General features: G+C 71.3%; 20 protein-coding genes and 1 pseudogene. 13 read left to right on the top strand and 8 right to left on the bottom strand.

Features of this window, described 5'->3' with window-relative positions; genetic code table 11:
• Positions 1 to 139 precede the first annotated feature (139 nt).
• Positions 140 to 529, bottom strand: a complete 390-nt coding sequence (locus ACGFU6_RS15785; protein WP_393611189.1) for a peptidase inhibitor family I36 protein — start codon at positions 527 to 529, stop codon at positions 140 to 142.
• A gap of 221 nt (positions 530 to 750) precedes the next feature.
• Complete coding sequence (locus tag ACGFU6_RS15780) at positions 751 to 2,238, bottom strand: DHA2 family efflux MFS transporter permease subunit (protein ID WP_393611226.1); 1,488 nt, start codon at positions 2,236 to 2,238, stop codon at positions 751 to 753.
• Between the two features lie 238 nt (positions 2,239 to 2,476).
• On the opposite strand from ACGFU6_RS15780, the pseudogene ACGFU6_RS15775 reads away from it, so the two are divergent.
• The 6 genes and pseudogenes from ACGFU6_RS15775 to ACGFU6_RS15750 all read left to right on the top strand — a co-directional run.
• Positions 2,477 to 3,130, top strand: a pseudogene (locus ACGFU6_RS15775) (TetR/AcrR family transcriptional regulator); the annotation flags it as partial.
• Between the two features lie 222 nt (positions 3,131 to 3,352).
• Complete coding sequence (locus ACGFU6_RS15770; protein ID WP_393611188.1) at positions 3,353 to 4,564, top strand: alpha/beta hydrolase; 1,212 nt, start codon at positions 3,353 to 3,355, stop codon at positions 4,562 to 4,564.
• A gap of 85 nt (positions 4,565 to 4,649) precedes the next feature.
• Complete coding sequence (locus ACGFU6_RS15765; protein WP_393611186.1) at positions 4,650 to 5,603, top strand: DUF4429 domain-containing protein; 954 nt, start codon at positions 4,650 to 4,652, stop codon at positions 5,601 to 5,603.
• A gap of 108 nt (positions 5,604 to 5,711) precedes the next feature.
• Complete coding sequence (locus tag ACGFU6_RS15760) at positions 5,712 to 7,088, top strand: sensor histidine kinase (protein WP_393611184.1); 1,377 nt, start codon at positions 5,712 to 5,714, stop codon at positions 7,086 to 7,088.
• Complete coding sequence (locus ACGFU6_RS15755; RefSeq protein ID WP_393611183.1) at positions 7,085 to 7,768, top strand: response regulator; 684 nt, start codon at positions 7,085 to 7,087, stop codon at positions 7,766 to 7,768. The genes ACGFU6_RS15760 and ACGFU6_RS15755 overlap by 4 nt, the downstream gene beginning before the upstream one ends.
• Before the next feature lie 155 nt (positions 7,769 to 7,923).
• Entirely contained in the window at positions 7,924 to 8,994 is a 1,071-nt protein-coding gene (locus ACGFU6_RS15750; protein ID WP_393611181.1) for an alpha/beta hydrolase, read from the top strand.
• Positions 8,995 to 9,066: 72 nt separating this feature from the next.
• Here the strand turns inward: ACGFU6_RS15750 and ACGFU6_RS15745 are convergent, their stop codons facing one another.
• Together ACGFU6_RS15745 and ACGFU6_RS15740 are read right to left on the bottom strand one after the other, a co-directional pair.
• Positions 9,067 to 10,083: an aldo/keto reductase gene (locus ACGFU6_RS15745; protein WP_393611179.1), complete on the bottom strand. Its 1,017-nt coding sequence runs from the start codon at positions 10,081 to 10,083 to the stop codon at positions 9,067 to 9,069.
• The gene (locus ACGFU6_RS15740) at positions 10,083 to 10,550 is read right to left on the bottom strand and encodes a MerR family transcriptional regulator (RefSeq protein WP_393611178.1); all 468 of its coding nucleotides are present in this window, start codon (positions 10,548 to 10,550) and stop codon (positions 10,083 to 10,085) included. Before ACGFU6_RS15740 ends, ACGFU6_RS15745 begins: the two co-directional genes overlap by 1 nt.
• An 81-nt stretch (positions 10,551 to 10,631) precedes the next feature.
• Between ACGFU6_RS15740 and ACGFU6_RS15735 the strand changes: the two genes are divergently transcribed.
• Positions 10,632 to 11,447, top strand: a complete 816-nt coding sequence (locus ACGFU6_RS15735; RefSeq protein ID WP_393611176.1) for a serine hydrolase domain-containing protein — start codon at positions 10,632 to 10,634, stop codon at positions 11,445 to 11,447.
• On the opposite strand, the gene ACGFU6_RS15730 is transcribed toward ACGFU6_RS15735, so the two are convergent.
• Positions 11,413 to 11,934 (bottom strand): ATP-binding protein, encoded by a 522-nt coding sequence (locus ACGFU6_RS15730; RefSeq protein WP_393611174.1) that lies wholly within the window; start codon positions 11,932 to 11,934, stop codon positions 11,413 to 11,415. The two genes, ACGFU6_RS15735 and ACGFU6_RS15730, sit on opposite strands and share 35 nt — an antisense overlap.
• Before the next feature lie 97 nt (positions 11,935 to 12,031).
• Between ACGFU6_RS15730 and ACGFU6_RS15725 the strand changes: the two genes are divergently transcribed.
• On the top strand, positions 12,032 to 12,880 hold the full coding sequence (locus tag ACGFU6_RS15725; RefSeq protein WP_393611172.1) for a helix-turn-helix transcriptional regulator: 849 nt from the start codon (positions 12,032 to 12,034) through the stop codon (positions 12,878 to 12,880).
• The gene (locus ACGFU6_RS15720; RefSeq protein ID WP_393611170.1) at positions 12,840 to 13,112 is read left to right on the top strand and encodes a DUF397 domain-containing protein; all 273 of its coding nucleotides are present in this window, start codon (positions 12,840 to 12,842) and stop codon (positions 13,110 to 13,112) included. The genes ACGFU6_RS15725 and ACGFU6_RS15720 overlap by 41 nt, the downstream gene beginning before the upstream one ends.
• 426 nt (positions 13,113 to 13,538) lie before the next feature.
• Here ACGFU6_RS15720 and ACGFU6_RS15715 read toward each other — a convergent pair whose 3' ends face one another.
• Positions 13,539 to 15,647 (bottom strand): alkaline phosphatase family protein, encoded by a 2,109-nt coding sequence (locus ACGFU6_RS15715; protein WP_393611168.1) that lies wholly within the window; start codon positions 15,645 to 15,647, stop codon positions 13,539 to 13,541.
• Positions 15,648 to 15,987: 340 nt separating this feature from the next.
• Between ACGFU6_RS15715 and ACGFU6_RS15710 the strand changes: the two genes are divergently transcribed.
• Positions 15,988 to 16,122, top strand: a complete 135-nt coding sequence (locus ACGFU6_RS15710; RefSeq protein ID WP_393611166.1) for a hypothetical protein — start codon at positions 15,988 to 15,990, stop codon at positions 16,120 to 16,122.
• 21 nt (positions 16,123 to 16,143) lie between these two features.
• On the opposite strand, the gene ACGFU6_RS15705 is transcribed toward ACGFU6_RS15710, so the two are convergent.
• Complete coding sequence (locus tag ACGFU6_RS15705; protein ID WP_393611164.1) at positions 16,144 to 16,515, bottom strand: MerR family transcriptional regulator; 372 nt, start codon at positions 16,513 to 16,515, stop codon at positions 16,144 to 16,146.
• Positions 16,516 to 16,579: 64 nt separating this feature from the next.
• Between ACGFU6_RS15705 and ACGFU6_RS15700 the strand changes: the two genes are divergently transcribed.
• A complete protein-coding gene (locus ACGFU6_RS15700) occupies positions 16,580 to 16,903 on the top strand; it encodes a putative quinol monooxygenase (protein WP_393611163.1) in 324 nt (107 codons plus the stop codon).
• Positions 16,904 to 16,920: 17 nt separating this feature from the next.
• Here the strand turns inward: ACGFU6_RS15700 and ACGFU6_RS15695 are convergent, their stop codons facing one another.
• Positions 16,921 to 17,577, bottom strand: a complete 657-nt coding sequence (locus ACGFU6_RS15695) for a pirin family protein (RefSeq protein WP_393611162.1) — start codon at positions 17,575 to 17,577, stop codon at positions 16,921 to 16,923.
• 122 nt (positions 17,578 to 17,699) lie between these two features.
• Here ACGFU6_RS15695 and ACGFU6_RS15690 point away from each other — a divergent pair, with 122 nt between their 5' ends.
• Positions 17,700 to 18,899: a PucR family transcriptional regulator gene (locus ACGFU6_RS15690; protein ID WP_393611160.1), complete on the top strand. Its 1,200-nt coding sequence runs from the start codon at positions 17,700 to 17,702 to the stop codon at positions 18,897 to 18,899.
• 89 nt (positions 18,900 to 18,988) lie between these two features.
• Positions 18,989 to 19,903, top strand: a complete 915-nt coding sequence (locus ACGFU6_RS15685; protein ID WP_393611158.1) for an ACP S-malonyltransferase — start codon at positions 18,989 to 18,991, stop codon at positions 19,901 to 19,903.
• Positions 19,904 to 19,916: the final 13 nt, after the last annotated feature.

The following is a 19,916-nucleotide window of genomic DNA, read 5'->3' as shown; positions in this document are numbered from 1 at the left end:
CGGCGGCCGCCCCGCGCGCGCCGGGGCCCCGCCCCCCCCCCCCCCCCGCCCGCGCGGGGCGGCGCCCCCCCCCCCCCCGGGGGGCGGGGGGGGGCCCCCCCCCCCCCCCCCCCCCCCCCCCCCCGCCGCGTTTCCCGGGTCAGTTCTCCCAGACCTTGAAGGCGCGGACCTGGTACGGGGAGCGCGGCAGCCAGGTGCCGCCGCCCGGGTAGGTCTCGAACTCGCCGGTCTCGGCGCACTCGGCCGACTGGTAGGTGGTGACCGGGCGGCCGGTGCGGTTGGCGAGTGCCTGGACGGTGGAGCCCGCCCGCAGCGGCACGCAGCTGTCGATGTCGATGGTGGACAGCTCGTGGATCTGCCGGCTCCCGGTGAAATCGGGTTTCGCCCAGAGGCAGAGCTGGCCGCTCCCGCAGGCGCCGAGCCGGACGGGCGCGGCCTGCGCCACCGCCTGCGGGGCGGGAGTGACGGGCAGGGCGGTGACGGCCAGGGCTGCGACGGCCAGCGCGGCGCCGACAACGGTTGTACGCATGTGAATGAACCCCCGTACTGAAGCGGATCTGCCGATATGGACCGCAGATGTCGATCCGCTGATGTGGATCTTCCGCACCCAGCCTGAGCTGCGGGGCGAGGGCACGGGAAGGGGCCGGGGGCCGTACCACCCTGATAGGCGACAGCCCCGCCGGAGGGTTCCGGCGGGGCTGTCGTGCGCACTGTGTTGACGCCGTCCGGCGTCGGGGAGGGGCGGTCGGATCAGATGTGACCGGCGCCCATACCCGCTTCGGCGTTCGCACCGCGCTTGGTCAGGGTGGCGACCAGTGCCGCGATCACCGCGACGATGCCCGCGACCATGAACGCCGTGCTCATGCCCGACACGAACGTGTCGTGGGCGACGTTCGCGATCTTGCCGGCGACCTCGGGCGGGGTCCCCGGGGCGACCGGGGGAATGCCGACCTTGACGGCCTGGGACGCCTGGTCCAGCTGCTCGCCCGACAGCGGGGGCAGCTGGGCGTCCTTCCAGTTGTCGGCCAGCTCGGCGTCGACCCGGGCGGCCATGATGGCGCCGAGGACGGCCGTACCGAGGCTGCCGCCGACCTGCATCGCGGCCTGCTGGAGGCCTCCGGCGACACCCGAGAGCTCCATCGGGGCGTTGCCCACGATGACCTCGGTGGCACCGACCATGACCGGCGCGAGGCCGAGGCCGAGCAGGGCGAACCAGACCGACATGGTGACGGTGCCGGTGCCCACGGTCAGCTGGGACATCCCGAAGCACGCGACGGCGGTGCACACCATGCCGCCGACCAGCGGGACCCTCGGACCGAACTTGGTGATCAGGAAACCGGCCAGCGGCGAGGCGACGATCATCATCGCGGTCAGCGGCAGCAGGTGCAGACCGGCGTCGACGGCCTTCATGCCGTGCACGTTCTGCAGGTAGAAGGTGACGAAGAACAGGCCGCCCATGAAGGCGAAGGCCATCAGCACCATCAGGACCGTACCGGCGGAAAGCGGCACGGAGCGGAACATCGCGAGCGGGATCAGCGGTTCGCTGACGCGCTGCTGGACGAGGGCGAAGCCGACGAACAGGGCGACGGCGGCGATCAGGAAGCCGATCGTCTTGGGGTCGCCCCAGCCCCACTCCGAGCCCTTGATGAGGGCCCAGATCAGGCAGAACATCGCGCCGGACAGCAGCACGATGCCGGCGAAGTCGAAGGAGCGGGGCGCGTTCTCGGCGCGGTGGTCCTTGAGGATCAGCACGCCGAGGACGAGCGCGATCACGCCGACCGGCACGTTGATGAAGAAGACGGACTGCCAGCTGACGTGCTCGACGAGCACGCCGCCCAGGATCGGGCCACCGGCGGTCGAGGCGCCGATCACCATGCCCCAGATGCCGATCGCCATGTTCAGCTTCTCGGCCGGGAAGGTGGCGCGGAGCAGGCCGAGCGCGGCCGGCATCAGCAGGGCGCCGAAGAGGCCCTGGAGCACCCGGAAGGTGATCACGAGGACGACGCTGCTGGAGAGGCCGATGGCGCCGGACGCCGCGGCGAAGCCCACGACGCCTATCAGGAAGGTCTGGCGGTGGCCGAACCGGTCACCGAGCTTGCCCGCGGTGATCAGGGAGACGGCGAGGGCGAGCATGTAGCCGTTGGTGATCCACTGGACGTCCGCGAGCGAGGCGCCGAGGTCCTTCTGGATCGCGGGGTTGGCGATCGCGACGATCGTGCCGTCGAGCGCAACCATCATCACGCCGATGGCCACGGAGAACAGCGTCAGCCAGGGGTGGCCGCGCAGCCCCTTGGCAGGTGCGGGAACAGGGGCATCCCGGGGCTCCCGCGGTGCCTTTTCGACGGTGGTCTGACTAGTCATACCCGGAGATTAGTGTCAGCCGCTGACAGTTGACAAACGATTTCACAAGTCGGTAACTGTCACGTAGCTCACAGGTAAGCTGAGCTGGACAAAGCGGGAAAAGAGGACCAGCTCAGTGACCGACGGGCAACGAGCCGCCGAGTATCCGACCGGGCTGCGCGAGCGCAAGAAGCGCCGCACCCGGGACGCGCTGCTCCATGCCGCCCTCGATCTTTTCACCACCCAGGGGTATGACGAGACCACCGTCGACGAGATCGTCGACGCGGTGGAGGTCTCCCAGCGCACCTTCTTCCGCTACTTCGCCGGCAAGGAGTCGGCCGCCTTCGCCGTCCAGGAGATGGTGGAGTCGCGCTTCATCTCCGAACTGCGCCAACGGCCCGCTTCGGAGGCCCCCTTCGAGGCCATGCGCCGCGCGGTCCTCTGCGCCTGGAACAGTATCGGGGAGGCCATCGAGGCCCTGATCCCGGTCGAACTCCACATGCGCACCTACCAGATGATCGAGTCGACGCCCTCCCTGCTCGCCGCCCACCTGCGGCGCAGCAGCGAGCTGGAGAACCAGATCGCCCTGCTGATCGCGGAGCGCGAGGGCCTGGACGTGGAACTGGACCCGCGCCCGCGCGTCGCCGTGGCCGCGTTCTCCGGGGTCATACGGGTGACCGGCCAGCTCTGGGGGCACGGGCGGGAGACCAGCGTGGACTCGCTGCGGACGCTGACCGAGGTGTATCTCGACCAGTTGGGCCCGGCGCTCGCCGGGGACTGGCACGCCTCCGGACCCGGCCGTGTGCCGCATGTCTCGGACCCGGGGTATGGCCAAGCTCACAACACGCGGGCCACGCCGCCCGGATGCGACACCTGCGGGATGCCGAGCTCGGCGGAGCGTGCGGGCGGCCCGTACGGAGCGTGAGGGAAGAGGGGTTCCATTCCCCACAGTCGGGTGATGTGCGTCACCCGCTTCACGACCTCGGGCGCGCGTCTCCTAATGTGGGCCGGAGTGACTTCCTTCGATTCCTCCCCGACGCTCACCGCATGGCGCACTCTGCTCGCCATCGCGGTTGTGTTCGTGATGCTGGCGACCACTGGCTGGACCGCCGTGCGTCATCAACGCTCCGACGAGCCACGCACTGTCGCACTCGCCTCCTGGGCCAAGGGATCGATAGCGGGCCGCGCGCTGCCGCCCGCCGACGCCCAGCCGCACCGACTGGCGCACTTCTTCGCCACGCTCACGGCCGGGCAGCGCGTCCGGCTGGCGGACAGGTACCCGCTGGTGGTGGGCAACCTGAACGGCGCACCCGTCACCCTGCGTTACCGGGCCAACCGGCTCGCGCTCGCGCAGGCGGGCACGGTCGAGGAGCAGCGGGCGCACGACATCCGGCTCTCCCCCGACGGGCGCGCCGAGGCGGTCCGCCGGCTGGACCGCTTCCGGTCGATGCTCGCCCCGGGCCGCCATTTCCTCGCGTTCGACCCGTCGGGCCGTGGCCACGCCGCCGAGGTCTTCGGTGATCTCGACCGGGCCGAGCGGGTCTCGGTGGTCGTACCGGGCGTCGACACCAACCTGCTGACGCTGGAGCGGACCGGGACCAAGACCAACGCCGCCCCGGTCGGCATGGCCAAGTCCCTGTACGCGGCGGAGCGGACGGCGGGCCCCGGCGTACGCACCGCGGTGATCGCCTGGGCCGACTACACCGCGCCCGTGGGCATCGGCGTGGACGCCGCCCTCGGGAACCTCGCCCAGCGCGGGGCGGTCCGGCTCGACGCACTGGTCGGCGCGCTCCCGGGCCAGGCGCCCGTCTCGCTGTTCTGCCACAGCTACGGCTCCGTCCTGTGCGGCGTGGCCGCCCGCGAACTGCCCGCCCGGGTGACCGACATCGCGGTCGCGGGCAGTCCGGGCATGCGCGCCGACAACGCCGGCGAGCTGCACACCCGGGCCAATGTGTGGGCGATGCGCGACCACGACGACTGGATCGCGGACGTACCGAACCTGGAGGTCGCCGGGCTGGGTCACGGGGCCGACCCGGTCGATCCGGGCTTCGGTGCCCGGATCGCGGCCGCGGGCGACGCGATCGGCCACAGCGGCTATTTCGAGCCGGGGACCGAGAGCCTCGGCAACTTCGCCGCGATCGGTGTCGGCACCTACGGTTCCGTGACCTGTGCGCAGGCGGACAGCGCCTGCCACGAACGAATTTCCGGCGACGAGACGGTCTGACGCGCGTAGAGAGCCGTGCCCGATCGCGGATTGCCGTCGACTCCGAGGGGGGACGTGCGGGCAAGTGCCGCATACGATGAGGCACATGGGTGATGTGCTGGCCGGAATTCAAGCCACCTGGGAGTTCGACACCGACTCCGTGCTCATCCGCTTCGAACGGGGTATCCGAACGCCGAGGCTGTTCCAGAGCCTCCGTGAGCGCCGCGTCCCGCACACGGCGCTGTCGTCGGTGACGCTGACCCCGGGCAAGCGGGGCACGGTGGTGCTGCGTGCCGTGCCGAGACCCGGTGCCGATCCGCTGCTGGAGGCCGCGGCCGGGCAGCTGAAGGACGGCTGCGACCCCTACCGCCTGGTGCTTCCGGCCGAGCGCGAGACGCTCGCCGAGTACTACGCGGACGAGCTGCGGGCCCGGCTCGGCCCCGACGCCGGTGAACCCGCCGAGCGCTTCCTGGTCGCGGCACCCGAGGCGCCGATGCGCTTCAAGGCCTACGACGGCCGGGCCAGCTTCGACGGGGACCGGATCTCCTTCCGGTGGTTCTGGACGGGCGCCTCGTCGCAGAAGTGGAAGGCGGGCGACCAGACGTTCCCGGTCACCGAACTGAGCGGTGTCGAGTGGCGCTCCCCCGAGGCGTTCGAGGGCTATCTGCGGCTGGTGCCCAGAGGGCTGGAGGGCACGGGTCCGGCGGCGGCCGAGGGCGCCGGACCCGGCGGCCCGGCGCTGTGCACGGGCACCGCCCGGAGCGTGCAGCCGGTGGCCGCCCGGCCCACCCGGGCCGACGAGGACCCCGCCGCGGTGATCTTCGGCCTCGGGTACGGCCCGGTGCACGAGTCGCTGCCGTTCGCCGCGGCCGTACTGGAGTCCGTCCGCAGGAAGCAGTCCACGCCCGCCGCCGCGACGACGGCCCTGGCATCCGCCGGGCGGCGTGACCCGGCGGACATCGCGGAGCGGATCCACCACCTCGGCGAGCTGCACCGGGCGGGTCTGGTGACGGACGAGGAGTTCAGCGCGAAGAAGGCCCAGCTGCTCGCCGAGCTGTAGGGCTCCCGCGCCGGTCCGGGTCATACCCCCGTACGAGCCGGGGGCCCGCGGAACCGGCACTCCGGTATGACGCCGAGGGGTGGGCGCGCTGCCTACGCTGAGCAGCCCATGCCCACTTCACCCCAGCCCCCGCCCCCGTCGTCCGCGCCGCAGGCGGCCGACGGGCTGCTCAGCGCCGCCCGCCGCAATCTGCGCGAGATGGCCCACGGACTCTCCCACCCCTCCCATCCGCCGACCCCGCTCCTGGCCGATGCCCCGAGGCGGTGGCAGCGGGTCATGCCGTACATCGTCGTCACCGCACTCGCGGTGCTCTTCGTGCCGGTCACGATCTCGGTCCTGACCAGCCAGTACGGCATGAGCCCCGGGATCGCGGGCGTCCTCGCCGTCGCCCAGGCCGCGCCGCTGCTGATGCTGGCGCACCGGCCGCTGCAGGCCTGGTGGATCATCTTCACGGCCGATGTCGCGGGCGCGCTCGTCATGCTCGAACACCCGGCCGAGGAGTACGACGTGTGGCCGTGGCCGCCGCCCGTACTGTTCGGCTACCTCTTCCTGCTGCTCGCGCTCGCCCTGCGCGAGACCCGGCGCACCCTGGTCTCCGTCTGGCTGGCGACGGGCGCGGTGAGCCTCGTCCTGCGCCTGGTCGCGCCCGGACGCGGCAACGGCAGCACGCTGTTGCTGATCATCCTCGGCGCCGTGGTGCTGGTGATCGGCGCGGCGGTACGGGAACGGGGCGTCGCGCAGCGCCGGCTGGCCGAGCAGGAGACCATCAGCGAGGCCGAGCGGGCGCAGCGCACCCTGCTGGAGGAGCGCACCCGGATCGCCCGCGAGCTGCATGACGTGGTCGCGCACCACATGTCGGTGATCACGGTGCAGGCGGACTCCGCCCCGTACCGTCTTGGCGGCCTTTCGGACGGGGTCCGCGAGGAGTTCGAGTCGATCGCCGCGAGCGCGCGCGAGTCCCTCGGGGAGATGCGGCGGCTGCTGACGGTACTGCGCAGCGAGGGCACGGAGGGCGAGCGGGCACCGCAGCCGGGCCTGGACCGGCTGCAGCAGCTGGTGGAGGCGACGGTGCGGGCCGGGCTCCCGGCCGAACTGTCGCTGCCCGCCGGGCTGACGGGCCTGCCGCAGGCGGTCGACCTGTCCGCGTACCGGATCGTGCAGGAGGCCCTGGCCAATGTGGTCCGGCACGCACCGGGTGCCCGGACCCGGGTGTCGGTCGCCTCCGACGGCGCGCATCTGACGGTGCTGGTCGTCAACGGCCCGCCGGAGCGGACGGGTTCGCCGCGCGAACCGCTGGAGACGACGGGGACGGGACACGGGCTGGTCGGGATGCGCGAGCGCGTACGGTTGACCGGCGGCACGCTGGACACCGGGCCGCTGCCGGACGGGGGGTTCAGGGTGGCCGCGCGGCTGCCGCTGCCACCGCCGACGCCACCGGGCGCCGCCTCCGTCCCCTCTCCCGCTACGTCTCCGGAGGACTCTTGACCATCCGAGTGATCATCGTCGACGACCAGGCCATGGTGCGGGCGGGGTTCGCGGCGCTGCTCGCGGCGCAGACCGACATCGACGTGGTCGGTGAGGCGCCGGACGGGCGCCAGGGCATCGACGTCAGCCGCCGGGTCCATCCGGACGTGGTGCTGATGGATGTCCGGATGCCCGAGATGGACGGCCTGGCGGCGGCGCGCGAGCTGCTGGACCCGCCGGTGGGTGTGACGCATGTGCCCAGGGTGCTGATGCTGACCACGTTCGACGTGGACGACTACGTGTACGAGGCGCTGCGCGCCGGGGCGTCCGGTTTCCTGCTGAAGGACGCACCCCCGGCGGACCTGATCTCGGCGGTACGGGTGGTGGCGGCGGGCGACGCGCTGCTCGCCCCGTCGGTGACCCGGCGCCTGATCGCGGACTTCGCCCGCCAACGGCCCTCGGGGGCCGGTCGCGGCGGGGCCGCGCTGCGGCTGAACGGGCTGACTCCGCGCGAGACGGAGGTGCTGGAGCTGATCGCCCGGGGGCTGTCGAACCAGGAGATAGCCGGGCAGCTGGTGCTGGCGGAGCAGACGGTGAAGACGCACATCGGGCGGATACTCGCGAAGCTGGATCTGCGCGACCGGGCCCAGGCGGTGATCTTCGCGTACGAGGCGGGCGTCGTGGTGGCGGGCGGGGCGTGAGGCCCGCGCGGTAGGGGCTGGTACACCCCCTACCCCGGTATCACCCGGCAGTTGGCCCCCCGGTGTGACGCCCCCGCACCAGCCGTCTTCCTACCTTCCTCCCGTCGCGCCGAACGGTGTGACGGGATCCGGCTCAGCCGGAGGGGGAGGGCCTGATGCGCCGTTACGCGAGGACCTTGGTGGCGGTCGCCCTGGCGACCACGGTGGTGGCCGGGACGGCGGGCTGGGCTTCGGGCAACGCCCAGCAGGCGCTGACCGGGCCGCCGCCCGGTGCCGCCGCCTGGCGGGCGGACCAGGTACTGGGGCGGGAGCTGCCGGATCCGGAGCGGGACACCCCGGCCGAAGTGAGCGCGTTCTTCAGGGGGTTGGGCGAGCAGGACCGGCAGACGCTGATCGCGCGGCACCCGCTCGTCGTCGGGAACCTGGACGGCGTACCGGTCGAGCTGCGCTACCGGGCCAACGCCCTTGCGCTGAGGGCCGGTCACGACCCCCGGTACGCGCATCTCGCCGCCGACCCGCACCGGCAGATCCTCGCGTTCGACCCGCGCGGCCGGGGTCAGGTGGTGGAGGTCTTCGGCGACTTGAGGGCCGCGCGGCAGGTGTCCGTGGTGGTGCCGGGTTCGGACATCGATGCCGGGACCTTCGACCGCCGGACCGATGTGTACGGCACCCCGGCGGGCATGGCCAGGTCCCTCTACGCGCAGACCGGCCGGGGCAGTGCCGTGATCGCCTGGGCCGGGTACACCACGCCCGTGGGCCTCGGCGTGGACGCGGCGACCGGTTCGCTCGCGGAGGCCGGCGCCGACCGGCTGACCCGGTTCGACGACGGGCTGGCCGCCGACGGACTGCCCACGCCCGCCGTGTTCTGCCACAGCTACGGCTCCGTGGTCTGCGGCCTCGCCGCGTCCCGGCTGCGCGCCACGGATCTGGTCGTCCTCGGATCGCCCGGGATGCGCGCCGCCAACGTCCGCGCCCTGCACACCGATGCCCGGGTGTGGGCCGCCAAGGACCCCAGCGACTGGATCGGCAAGGTGCCCCACGTGGAGTTCGCCGGTCTCGGCCACGGCCCCGATCCGACGTCCGCCGCGTTCGGCGCCCGCCGGGTGCCGGCCACCGACGCCCACGGGCACACCGGCTACTTCGCTCCCGGGACGCAGTCGCTGCACGCCTTCGCCGCGATCGCCGAAGGCGCGGACGTCAAAGGGCAGTTCGGGGCCAAGGGCTGATCGCTCCCGAGGGCCCGTCGGTACCCGAGGGCCGATCGCGCCCGGTCGTCCGGGCGCGATCGGCCGCGCCGGCTATTCGCGGGCGGTGGAGGTCGAGCTCATGTCCGGGTAGCGGTCCCCGGCGACCTGGCCGGCGATCGGCTCCAGCTGGGCCAGCTCCTGGGACGTCAGGGTGATCCGGGTGGCGCCGACGTTCTCCAGCAGGCGGCTGCTCCTGCGGGTGCCCGGGATCGGCACCACGGTCAGGCCGTGCACCTGGGCGCGCTGCTGCACCCAGGCCAGCGCCACCTGGGCGGCGGTCGCCCCGTGAGCGGCGGCGATCTTGCGGACCGGCTCCAGCAGGGCGGCGTTCGTCTTCGCGTTGTCGCCGGTGAAGCGCGGCTGGAACTGCCGGAAGTCGTTCTTCGACAGGTCCTTGCCCGCGTCCGCGAACGCCCCGGTCAAAAAGCCCCGGCCGAGCGGCGAGTACGGCACGACGGTCACGCCGAGCTCCACGGCGGCGGGCACCGCACTGCGCTCGCTGTCCCGGCTGAAGAGGGACCACTCGGACTGCAGGGCGGCGATCGGGTGCACGGCGTGCGCCTCCCGCAGCTCGGCGCCGGTGACCTCGCTCAGCCCCAGCTGCTTGACCTTGCCCTGCTGGACCAGCTCGGCCATCGCGCCGACGGACTCGGCCAGCGGCACGGCCGGGTCGCGGCGGTGCATGTAGTAGAGGTCGATCACGTCGGTGTTCAGCCGGCGCAGGCTGTTCTCGACGGCCTGCCGGATGTACGCGGGGTCGTTGCGGATGCCCCGGTAGTGCGGGTCGTCGTCCCGGCGCTCGATGGCGAACTTCGTGGCGAGGGTGATCTCGTCCCGGTGCGCCCCGACGAACGGCGCGATGAACGTCTCGTTGGCGCCGCTGCCGTAGATGTCGGCGGTGTCGAAGAGCGTGACACCGGCCGCCAGCGCGGTTTCCAGCGTCTCGCGTGCGGAGGCCTCGTCGGTGTCCCCGTAGAACTCGCTCATGCCCATGCAGCCGAGCCCCTGGACGCCGACCTGCGGTCCGCCCCTGCCGAGCTCCGCGGTGGCGATCTTGTTGTCAGTCATCAGGCACTGGGCCTCTCCGGCGCCCGCCGGGCGCCCGCATAGAAGTCGATCTTGTGGTCGAGTACCGCGAGGGTGTCCTGGAGCTCCTCGATCCGCGTCCGTACGTCGCGGCGGGTCGCCTCCAGCAGTTCCTGGCGTTCCTCGAAGGTGTGGTCGCCCTCGCGCAGCAGTTCCGCGTAACGGACCATGTGGGCGACCGGCATCCCGGTCAGCCGCAGCTTGCCGACGAAGTTCAGCCAGTCCAGGTCACGGTTGGTGAAACGGCGCTGACCCGTGTGTGACCGGTCGACGTGCGACATCAGCCCGATCCGCTCGTACCAGCGCAGCGTGTGCGCGGTGAGCCCGGTGAAGGCGACCACCTCGCTGATCGTGTACTGGTCCTGCCCCTCGGGACGCGGATACGCCTTGGGGGCCGATACGCAGATATCGGTCCTCGTCGGGGTCGTCGTGGTATCCATCACCGTCATGCCTCCACGCTAGAACCTTGGAGTGCACTCGAAGCAAGCGCAACCGGAGCCGAGTTTCGGACAGCCCTTAGTCTCATAGGCATGCAGAGCCTGGCGATGATCGAGAACTGGCCCGTCCCCACCGCGGCGGCGGCCGTCGTACGAGCGGACGGGACCGTCCTCGGGACGCACGGTCCCACCGCGCACCGCTTCCCGCTCGCCTCCGTGACCAAGCCGCTGGCCGCCTACGCGGCGCTGGTGGCGTACGAGGAGGGCGCGGTCGAGCTCGACGAGGCTGCGGGCCCGGAGGGGTCCACGGTCCGGCACCTGCTCGCCCACACCAGCGGTCTGGCCTTCGACGAGCACCGGGTGACTGCCCCGCCCGGCACCCGGCGGCTGTACTCGAACGCGGGCTTCGAGGTGCTCGGTGACCATATCGCCAAGACCACCGGCATCCCGTTCCCGGAGTACGTCCGCCAGGCGGTCCTGGAGCCCCTGGGCATGACCGCGACCACCCTGGACGGCTCGCCCGCCCGCGACGGCGTCTCCACCGTCGACGACCTGGCCCGGTTCGCGGCCGAGGTGCAGGCCCCGCGCCTCCTCGACCCGCGCACGGTGCTGGAGGCGCAGAGCGTCGTGCACCCCGGGCTGAAGGGCGTCCTGCCGGGCTACGGCCACCAGAACCCCAACGACTGGGGCCTCGGCTTCGAGATCCGGGACTCCAAGTCCCCGCACTGGACCGGCGCGAACTCCTCCCCCGCGACCTTCGGGCACTTCGGCCAGTCCGGCACCTTCCTGTGGATCGACCCGGTCGCGGGAGCGGCCTGCGTGGCGCTCGCCGACCGGGCCTTCGGGCCGTGGGCGGCCGAGGTGTGGCCGCCGTTCACGGACGCGGTGCTGGCCGAGCTGTCTGCGTAACCGGACCGATCCCGGACGCGGCGGCCAGGCACTCGAACCACACCGTCTTGCCGCCGCCGTCCCGGCGCACCTCCACGCCCCACTTGTCGGTGAGCGCGTCCACCAGGAGCAGCCCCCGCCCGCCCTCGTCGAGCACATCGCCCTCGACCACACGAGGCACCTCGGGGCAGCCGTCCGCCACCTCGACGCGGACGCCCTCGCCGCCCGGCAGCCGGAAGATGAACGTCTGGCAGCGGCGGCCCGGCACGTGCCGGACCACATTGGCGATGAGCTCCGTGAACGCGAGCTCCGCCGCGTCGGCCACGCCGATGAGCCCCCACCCCTTGAGGTAGAGGCGCAGGATGCGCCGCAGATGCCGGGCCGAGTGCTCACCCATGGCGAAGTCGGCCCGGTAGACCGGCTCTTCGGCCCCGGCCTCGGACTCGACCTGGGACTCGACCTGGGACTCGACCTGGGACTCGACCTGGGGGGAAATTACGTGATTCATGTCACCATCGTGCGAGCAGGTGACTACGCTCGGCTACCTACGGAACCGAACGCCGCGAGGCGTTGCGCGTCGCGCCTGCACACCGGAGGTCCCCACCGTGGCCAACATCCAGTCGCTCGACCCCTGCGCGTCCCCCCTGGACTACTACGGCTGGGAATTACGCCGACAGCGCGAGGCACACGGCCTCAGGCAGCAGCAGTTGGGCGAGATCATCTTCTGCACGGGCTCGCTGATCGGCCAGGTCGAGACGACGAAGAAGATCCCCACCCGCGACTTCTCCGAGCGGGTGGACGCCGCCCTGGGCACGGACGGCGTGTTCTCCCGCCTGGTGGGCCTGGTCCTGCGCAGCCAACTGCCGACGTGGTTCCAGGCGTACGCGGAGATGGAGGCCAAGGCCGCGTACATCTCCACGTTCCAGGCGCAGTTGGTGTACGGGCTGTTGCAGACGGAGGACTACGCGCGAGCCGTGCTGGCCACGGGTATGCCGGACGATCTGGAGGGCCTGCTCGCCGCCCGGATGGAGCGCCAGCGCATTCTGGAGCGCGAACGGCCGCCGCTGGCCTGGGCCGTCCTGGACGAGGCCGTACTGCACCGGCCCATCGGTGGCCACGAGGTCATGCGGGCCCAACTGACGCGGCTGTTGGACTTCTCCGCCAACCGGTGGATGCGCATCCAGGTACTGCCCTTCGCGGCAGGTGAACATGCAAGCCTGGACGGGTCGTTCAACCTCCTGCGCTTCGACGACGACCCGGACATCATCTACACCGAGGACCTCATCTCCGGTCATATGACCGCCAGCCCCGACACGGTCAAAGAGGGCTCGCTCCGATACGCTCATCTGCAGGCCGCAGCCCTCTCCGTGGAGGAATCGGCGGCTCTGATCGCCCGCGTGATGGAGGAGCGTTATGGAAACCGGCCCCGACCTGAAGAGCGCGCAGTGGCGTAAGTCTTCCTACAGCGGCAGCACCGGCGGCGACTGCGTCGAGTGCACCGTGACCGGCGGCGCCGCCTGGCGTAAGTCCTCGTACAGCGGCAGCACCGGCGGCGAATGCGTCGAGGTGGCGACCGGCTGCGCCGCCTCCGTGCCGGTCCGCGACAGCAAGGTCCAGGACGGGCCGGTCATCGTCATCGCGGCCGACGCCTGGCGCGGCTTCGTGAGCAGCCTTCGCACGACGTGATCGGGGCTGTCGGGCGGGGTTGAGATGGCGCGGCTGCCGGGCGGACATGCGGCCGAACGGCCGGGGTCGGCGCTGTCGTCGGTATCGATGGCTGTCTTGTGTGTGGCCTTTGCCGCCCTCACACCGGCATGGATCGCATGGCTGGACGGCGGCCTCCCGCCGGGAGTTGCCATGCTCCCCATCACGCTGGTGGTCGGACTGCCGGCGCTGTTGGGCGCGAGCGCGTTGCTGACAGCCGTGTTCGACGCCGGCCTCCGTCGCCGTTCACCTGACCATGCTGCGTGAAGACGCGGGAAGCCCGGTCCGGCCGGTCGGCGACATCCTCCTCTGGGGGAGCCTTGCACTGTCCGCCGAGCTCACAGCGTGCTTGGCATGTCTCTGATGCCAAGCACGCGTCACGTGTGAACGGCGACCCGCCCTATGGGCTCAGACCGTCGCCACGCGCCCCGCATACCGCTGGCTCCAGCCGGTCCCGGTGTCGGCGGTGAGCACGACGTCGTAGTAGCCGTCCTCGGTGGGCCAGTGCACGACGGTCGAGTGGCCGCCGGGGACCGTGTACTTCCGGGTGCCGCCGACGTAGTCGTTGGCCTTCAGGGTGTAACGGACGGGCCGCTTGCCGTCGTTGCGCAGTCTCAGCCTGACCGTGGCGCGTCTGCCGCCGACCAGCTCCGCCTCGACGCGCGGAATGCCGATGTGCCGCTGGTTGCTCCCGTGCGCGGGAATCAGCTGCCCGGCGAAGGAGCGCAGGAAGCCGTCGGGCCCGTAGACCGAGAAGGCGTACTTGCGGTCGGTCTCCGTCGCGTCCCAGGTGTACGAGCGGGGGGCCGTCCCGGTCACCGTGTACGGCGTGTTGGCGAAGGGGAGGTACTGGTCCGGGAAGACCTGGAGGCTCACCGCCTTGCCCGCAGGGCCGCCGGACAGGGTCATGGACGCGGTCACCGTGCCGTCGGCCCGGTTCTCGGTGAGGGTGGTGTGCGGGTGGAAGGAGAGGCCGCGCGGCTTCATCCGGTCCCGCGACGGCTTCGGCGGGGTCCCGGTGACCGGGTCCGCGATGACGACCGGCCCCGGCCACGGGTGCGCGAAGTCGATCGCGCTGGTCAGGTCGCCCGCGATGGAGCGGCGCCACTCGGTGATGTTCGGGCAGGTGAACGGCTTGCCCAGATGGGCGGCCCAGGTCTCCAGGAACTTCACCGTCGAGGTGTGGTCGAACACCTCCGAGGCGACATGGCCGCCCCGCGTCCACGGCGACACCAGCACCATCGGCACCCGGGGGCCGAAGCCGTACGGGGTGCTGCCGGAGTACTCACCGACCGTGCCCGGCTCCGGGCGCGGGGGCAGGACATGGTCGAACTTTCCGTCGTTCTCGTCGTAGGTGATGATCACCAGGGTGTGGTTCCAGATGTCCTCGTTGCTCTGGAGCGTCTTGAGGACCTTGTTCATGTAGCGCTCGCCGTGCACGGTGTCGAAGCCCGGGTGCTCGCTCCACGCGGCGGGCATCACCACCCAGGAGACCTCGGGAAGCGGATGTTCCGCTCCCGGCTCGCAGGCCGCGATCAGGTCCCGGAGCACGGCGTCCAGGTTCGCCTCGGAGTCGTCGTTGGGCGTGGTGGCGCCCTCGTAGACGAAGGAGTTGGCCTTCCAGATCTTGCCGCTGCCCGGTTCGAGGTCGCCCTCGTCCGCCGTGCGGGGGTCGAAGGAGGCGAAACTGTTGGTGACGTTGCAGCCGTACTCACCGACGAACCCGCTCTGGAGGCTGCCGCCGACGCCCTTGCCGCTGTTGTCGGAGTAGACCCGCCAGTCGATGCCGGCCTGCTGGAGCTGCTCGGGGACCGTGGTCCAGCTTCGGCTGTAGTCGTTCTGCCTGGCGTTGGTGGTCTCGCCGCCCCCCGAACCGGTCATCAGGTAGTAGCGGTTCGGGATGGTCGGCCCGTGCAGCGAGCAGAAGTTCATGTCGCAGACGGTGTACTGGGAGGCGAGCGAGTACATCCACGGCATGTAGTCGGGCGCGTAGTACCACATGCAGTGGTCGCCCTTGTCCTTCACCCAGGTGTTCCACCGCCCCTCGTTGGCACCGTAGAAGCTGTGGTTGTCGCTCCAGGTGGCGGTGGACACGGCCGGCGGCACGATGGTGCCGTTGGCGTCGCGCTGCTGGAAGACGTCGGTGCCGTCCTGGAACCTCAGGACCTGCTTGTCGTGGTGGCCGCGCACACCGGGCAGCTGCCCGAGGTAGTGGTCGAAGGACCGGTTCTCCTGCATCAGGATCACCACGTGCTTCAGGTCGGAGATGTCTCCGTTGAAACCCTTGGGCAGGTGGTATTCGGCGGCCTCGGCCCGTCTGCCGCCGACCGCGTCGGCGACCGGGCCGGCCGCGATCGCGCCGAGGGCAACGGCTGCCGTCTGGAACATCCGGCGCCGGGTGATGTGGAGTTCGCCGGCGGGGCTTGTGGTGTCCGCCGCGCCGGTGGCCGGTGCGGTCTCCGGGCCGCCGGAGTGCTCCGGGTCGATGCAGGGGGGCTCGGTGGTGGTGAGAGTCATCAGGGGGACCTCTGGGGGGAGAGTGATTCAGGATGCGAACGTCGGCGCTGTCTGCGAAAACTAGGCCGCCGCGGCGAACGGCGGGCGAACCATGGCCGTACTCCTGAGACACCGGCAGATGATCTCTCTCGCCGTTGCGCCGGTCGGGGACTTACCGGGGCCAAGATGCCAACAGGTCGCGCTATCCCGGTAGTACGAGATCACTAATGGCCGATACCGTCCGTACCCGGGGAGGCGCCGCCGTCAGGACCTGCCCGGTGACGTCGCCCTTGCGAGCGTCGGGGACGCGATCACGTGGTCGGGCACGGCCAAGGGGTCTGCGCGAACGTGCCGGTTCCGGGTGCCCGGCTACCCGGAATGGTGCAAGGCGTGCGGGCTCGACAACGAGGACTCCTACGTCGTGGAGTTCGACGGTGATGTGATCACGGGCTACCGCGAGGCCACCGAGGACGACATGGAGAGCCTCGACTGGTGACTCCGGGCTCCTGAGCCGGTATCAAGCGGGTGCGGACACGGCCCGGGTCGCTCGCGCGGACGCGTCGATGAGGTCACTGAGCGAGGTGCGCGCCTGTTGCAGGTCGGTCATGCGGCTGTCCATCTGCCGCAGTTGTGTCCGCAGATGCTCCTGGACGCAGGCGTCGAGTTCGGGACCGTCGCCGAGGAAGCAGGGCATGAGATCCCGGATGACCTTCGTGGCGAGGCCGGCGGCCAGCAGGGTGCGGATCCGCGCGACCGTGATCGGGGCATCAGCGGTGTAGAGGCGGTGACCACCGCCCGTCCGGTGCGAGGCGAGCAGCCCCTGGTCTTCGTAGTAACGCAGCAGGCGCACACTCACGCCCGTCTCACGGGCCAGATCGCCGATCTTCATGTGACCCACCTCACGCACGATGACCTTGAACCTCACATCGATGTCAGATCCTAGCGTTGGTGGCATGACAGCAACGCAAGCACCCATCGCCCTCTACGGTTTCCTGCGCCCCAGGCCGGAACGTGCCCACGAGGTACGGCAACTCCTCGACTCCCTCGTGGAGCCCACCCGCCAGGAGGAGGGCAACCTGGAGTACCACCTGCACGCGCACGACGACGGCCGGCTCTTCCTGTACGAGGTGTGGCGCTCCCAGGAGGATCTGGACCTGCACAACGCGACCCCGCCGCTGCGCGCGTTCCTGGACAACCTGCTGGACTACCTGGAAGAAGCCCCCGACGGCTACTTCAACACCATGGTCAGCCCGTACCCGGCGCACAGCGGCAGTTGAGGGCTGTTTCGCCCGGATCAGTCCGGCAGCTCCCAGACCAGCGCCTCGGCCGGTCCGCCCGCCACCAGTTCCAGGCCCTCTTCGCCGGCGATCCGGGCCGCGTCGCCGGGCGTCAGCTCCTCGTCGCGGACGCGCACGTTCCCGGCCACCACATGGACGTACACGCGCGGCGAGTCCGGCAGCGCCGTGCGCTCGCCCGTCCCCAGCCGCCGTACATGAAGCATCGCGCCCGCCTCCGGGAGGGCGTACGGGGTGGAGTCGGCGATGCCGGGGACGGTCGTGTACGAGGGCTCGCCGCCCGGATCCAGGGGCGCCAGCCACATCTGGAGGAAGGTCAGCGGGGTGTCCCCATCGTTGCGTTCGACGTGCCGGACGCCGCCCGCCGCGCTGAGGTGCTGGACGTCCCCGGCCCGTACGACCGTCGCGTGGCCGGTGGAGTCGCGGTGGGTCAGCTCCCCCTCGACCACCCAGGTCACGATCTCCGTGTGGCTGTGCGGGTGCTCGTCGAAGCCCGCGCCGGGGGCGAGGCGTTCCTCGTTGCAGGCGAGGACCGGGCCGAAGCGGAGGTTGTCCGGATCGTAGAAGGAACCGAAGGAGAAGGAGTGCCGGGACTCGATCCCGGCCGCCTCGTCCCCGCCCCTGAATCGGTCGCCCGAGCGACGTACGGAAATCACCCGCCCCACGGTAGCCCGCCGCGCGGGAAGAGGGGCCCGGTCGCGGGCCACTACCCGGCGCCGCGACCCGCGGACCGCCCCGCCCCTCCGGGCAGCCGTCCGGATAGGGCAGTCTTGTGTCCGTGCCCCGACCCGATCCTGAGCAGCCCGCCGCGAACGACGCCCATCTCCATGCCGCGACCCTGAAACGGCTGGAGCAGTCCTCCGGCCGGCTGGCCGCGAACGCGATCGCCCGCATGGACGAGTCGCTGCCCTGGTACCGGGCCATGCCACCGGAGAACCGGTCCTGGATCGGCCTGGTCGCCCAGGCCGGGATCGCCGCGTTCACCGAGTGGTTCCGGCATCCCGAGACCCCGCAGGCCATCTCCACCGATGTCTTCGGCACGGCGCCGCGCGAGCTGACCCGGGCGATCACGCTGCGGCAGACCGTCGAGATGGTGCGTACGACCATCGAGGTCATGGAGGCCGCGATCGACGAAGTCGCCGCGCCCGGCGACGAGTCGGTGCTGCGTGAGGCGCTGCTCGTCTACGCCCGCGAGATCGCCTTCGCGACCGCCCAGGTGTACGCCCAGGCCGCCGAGGCCCGGGGCGCCTGGGACGCCCGGCTGGAATCACTCGTGGTGAACGCGGTGCTGTCCGGGGAGGCCGACGAGGGCGCCGTGTCCCGGGCCGCCGCGCTCGGCTGGAACTCCCCCGAGCACGTCTGCGTACTGCTCGGAACGGCGCCGGACGGCGACAGCGAACTGACCGTGGAGGCGATCAGGCGGGCCGCCCGGCACGCCAAGCTCCAGGTGCTGACGGGGGTGCTCGGCACCCGTCTCGTCGTCATCGCGGGCGGCAGCGACAACCCGCTCCAGGTCGCGAAGGCCCTGATCGGCCCGTACGCGGCCGGGCCGGTCGTCGCCGGTCCCGTGGTGCCCGACCTGCTGGCCGCCACCCGGTCCGCACAGGCGGCGGCCGCCGGGCTCAAGGCGTGCGGTGCCTGGCAGGACGCTCCCCGGCCGGTGCTCGCGGACGATCTGCTGCCGGAGCGGGCGATGGCGGGCGACCCGGCCGCGCGGGACCAGTTGGTAGAGGAGATCTACAGACCGCTCGAAGAAGCGGGTTCCGCCCTCCTGGAAACGCTGAGTGTGTATCTGGAGCAGGCGAGCAGCCTCGAAGGGGCCGCCAGGATGCTCTTCGTCCACCCCAACACCGTGCGCTACCGGCTCCGACGTGTGACAGACGTCACCGGGTGGTCGCCATCGGATGTCCGCTCGGCGTTCACGCTGCGGATCGCCCTCATCCTGGGGCGTCTGGCCGACAGGGATCTGCAGTCCTAGACTTTTGTCGGACATCAACAATTCCCCATACGGTTCTTCGTCCCTGTCCCCACGGGCGTTCCGGACCGTTCACAAGAGAGAGTGTGAGGGTGCTCGTACTCGTCGCTCCCGGCCAAGGCGCTCAGACGCCCGGCTTCCTGACTCCCTGGCTCGACCTCCCCGGTGCCACCGACCGCATCGCGGGCTGGTCCGACGCCATCGGGATCGACCTTGCCCACTACGGCACCAAGGCTGACGCGGACGAGATCCGCGACACCTCGGTGGCCCAGCCGCTGCTGGTCGCCGCCGGTCTGCTGTCCGCTGCCGCTCTCGACGCGTCGCCGAGTGTCGTCGCAGGTCACAGCGTTGGTGAAATCACCGCAGCCGCGTTCGCCGGAGTCATCGGCGAGGACGCGGCCCTCCGTTTCGTACGCACCCGGGGGCTCGGCATGGCCGAGGCCGCCGCGGTGACCGAGACGGGTATGGCGGCGCTGCTCGGCGGGGACCCCGAGGTCACCGTCGCGCACCTGGAGAAGCTCGGCCTGACCCCGGCGAACGTCAACGGGGCCGGTCAGATCGTCGCCGCCGGCACCGCCGAGCAGATCGCCGCGCTCGTCGAGGACAAGCCCGAGGGAGTGCGCCGCGTGGTGCCCCTGAAGGTCGCCGGCGCGTTCCACACGCACCACATGGCTCCGGCCGTCGAGCGGCTCCGCGAGGCCGCCGTGGCTCTGGAGGTCTCCGACCCGACCGTGACATATGTCTCGAACGCCGACGGCAGGACCGTCGCCACCGGCGCGGAGGTCATCTCGCGCCTGGTCGGCCAGGTCGCCAACCCGGTGCGCTGGGACCTGTGCATGGAGACCTTCAAGGAACTGGGCGTCACCGCACTGATCGAGGCCTGCCCCGGCGGCACGCTCACCGGTCTCGCCAAGCGCGCGCTCCCGGGCGTGCGGACCCTCGCGCTCAAGACCCCCGACGACCTCGACGCTGCCCGCGCGCTCATCGCTGAGCACGCGGGCGCCTAAGGAGCCCGAGAGC

The sequence above is a fragment of the Streptomyces sp. NPDC048462 genome (genome assembly GCF_043200175.1).
Taxonomy (GTDB): Bacteria; Actinomycetota; Actinomycetes; order Streptomycetales; family Streptomycetaceae; genus Streptomyces.
Note: the sequence above shows the minus strand (reverse complement) of the source record. Positions and strands in the feature narration are given on the sequence as shown.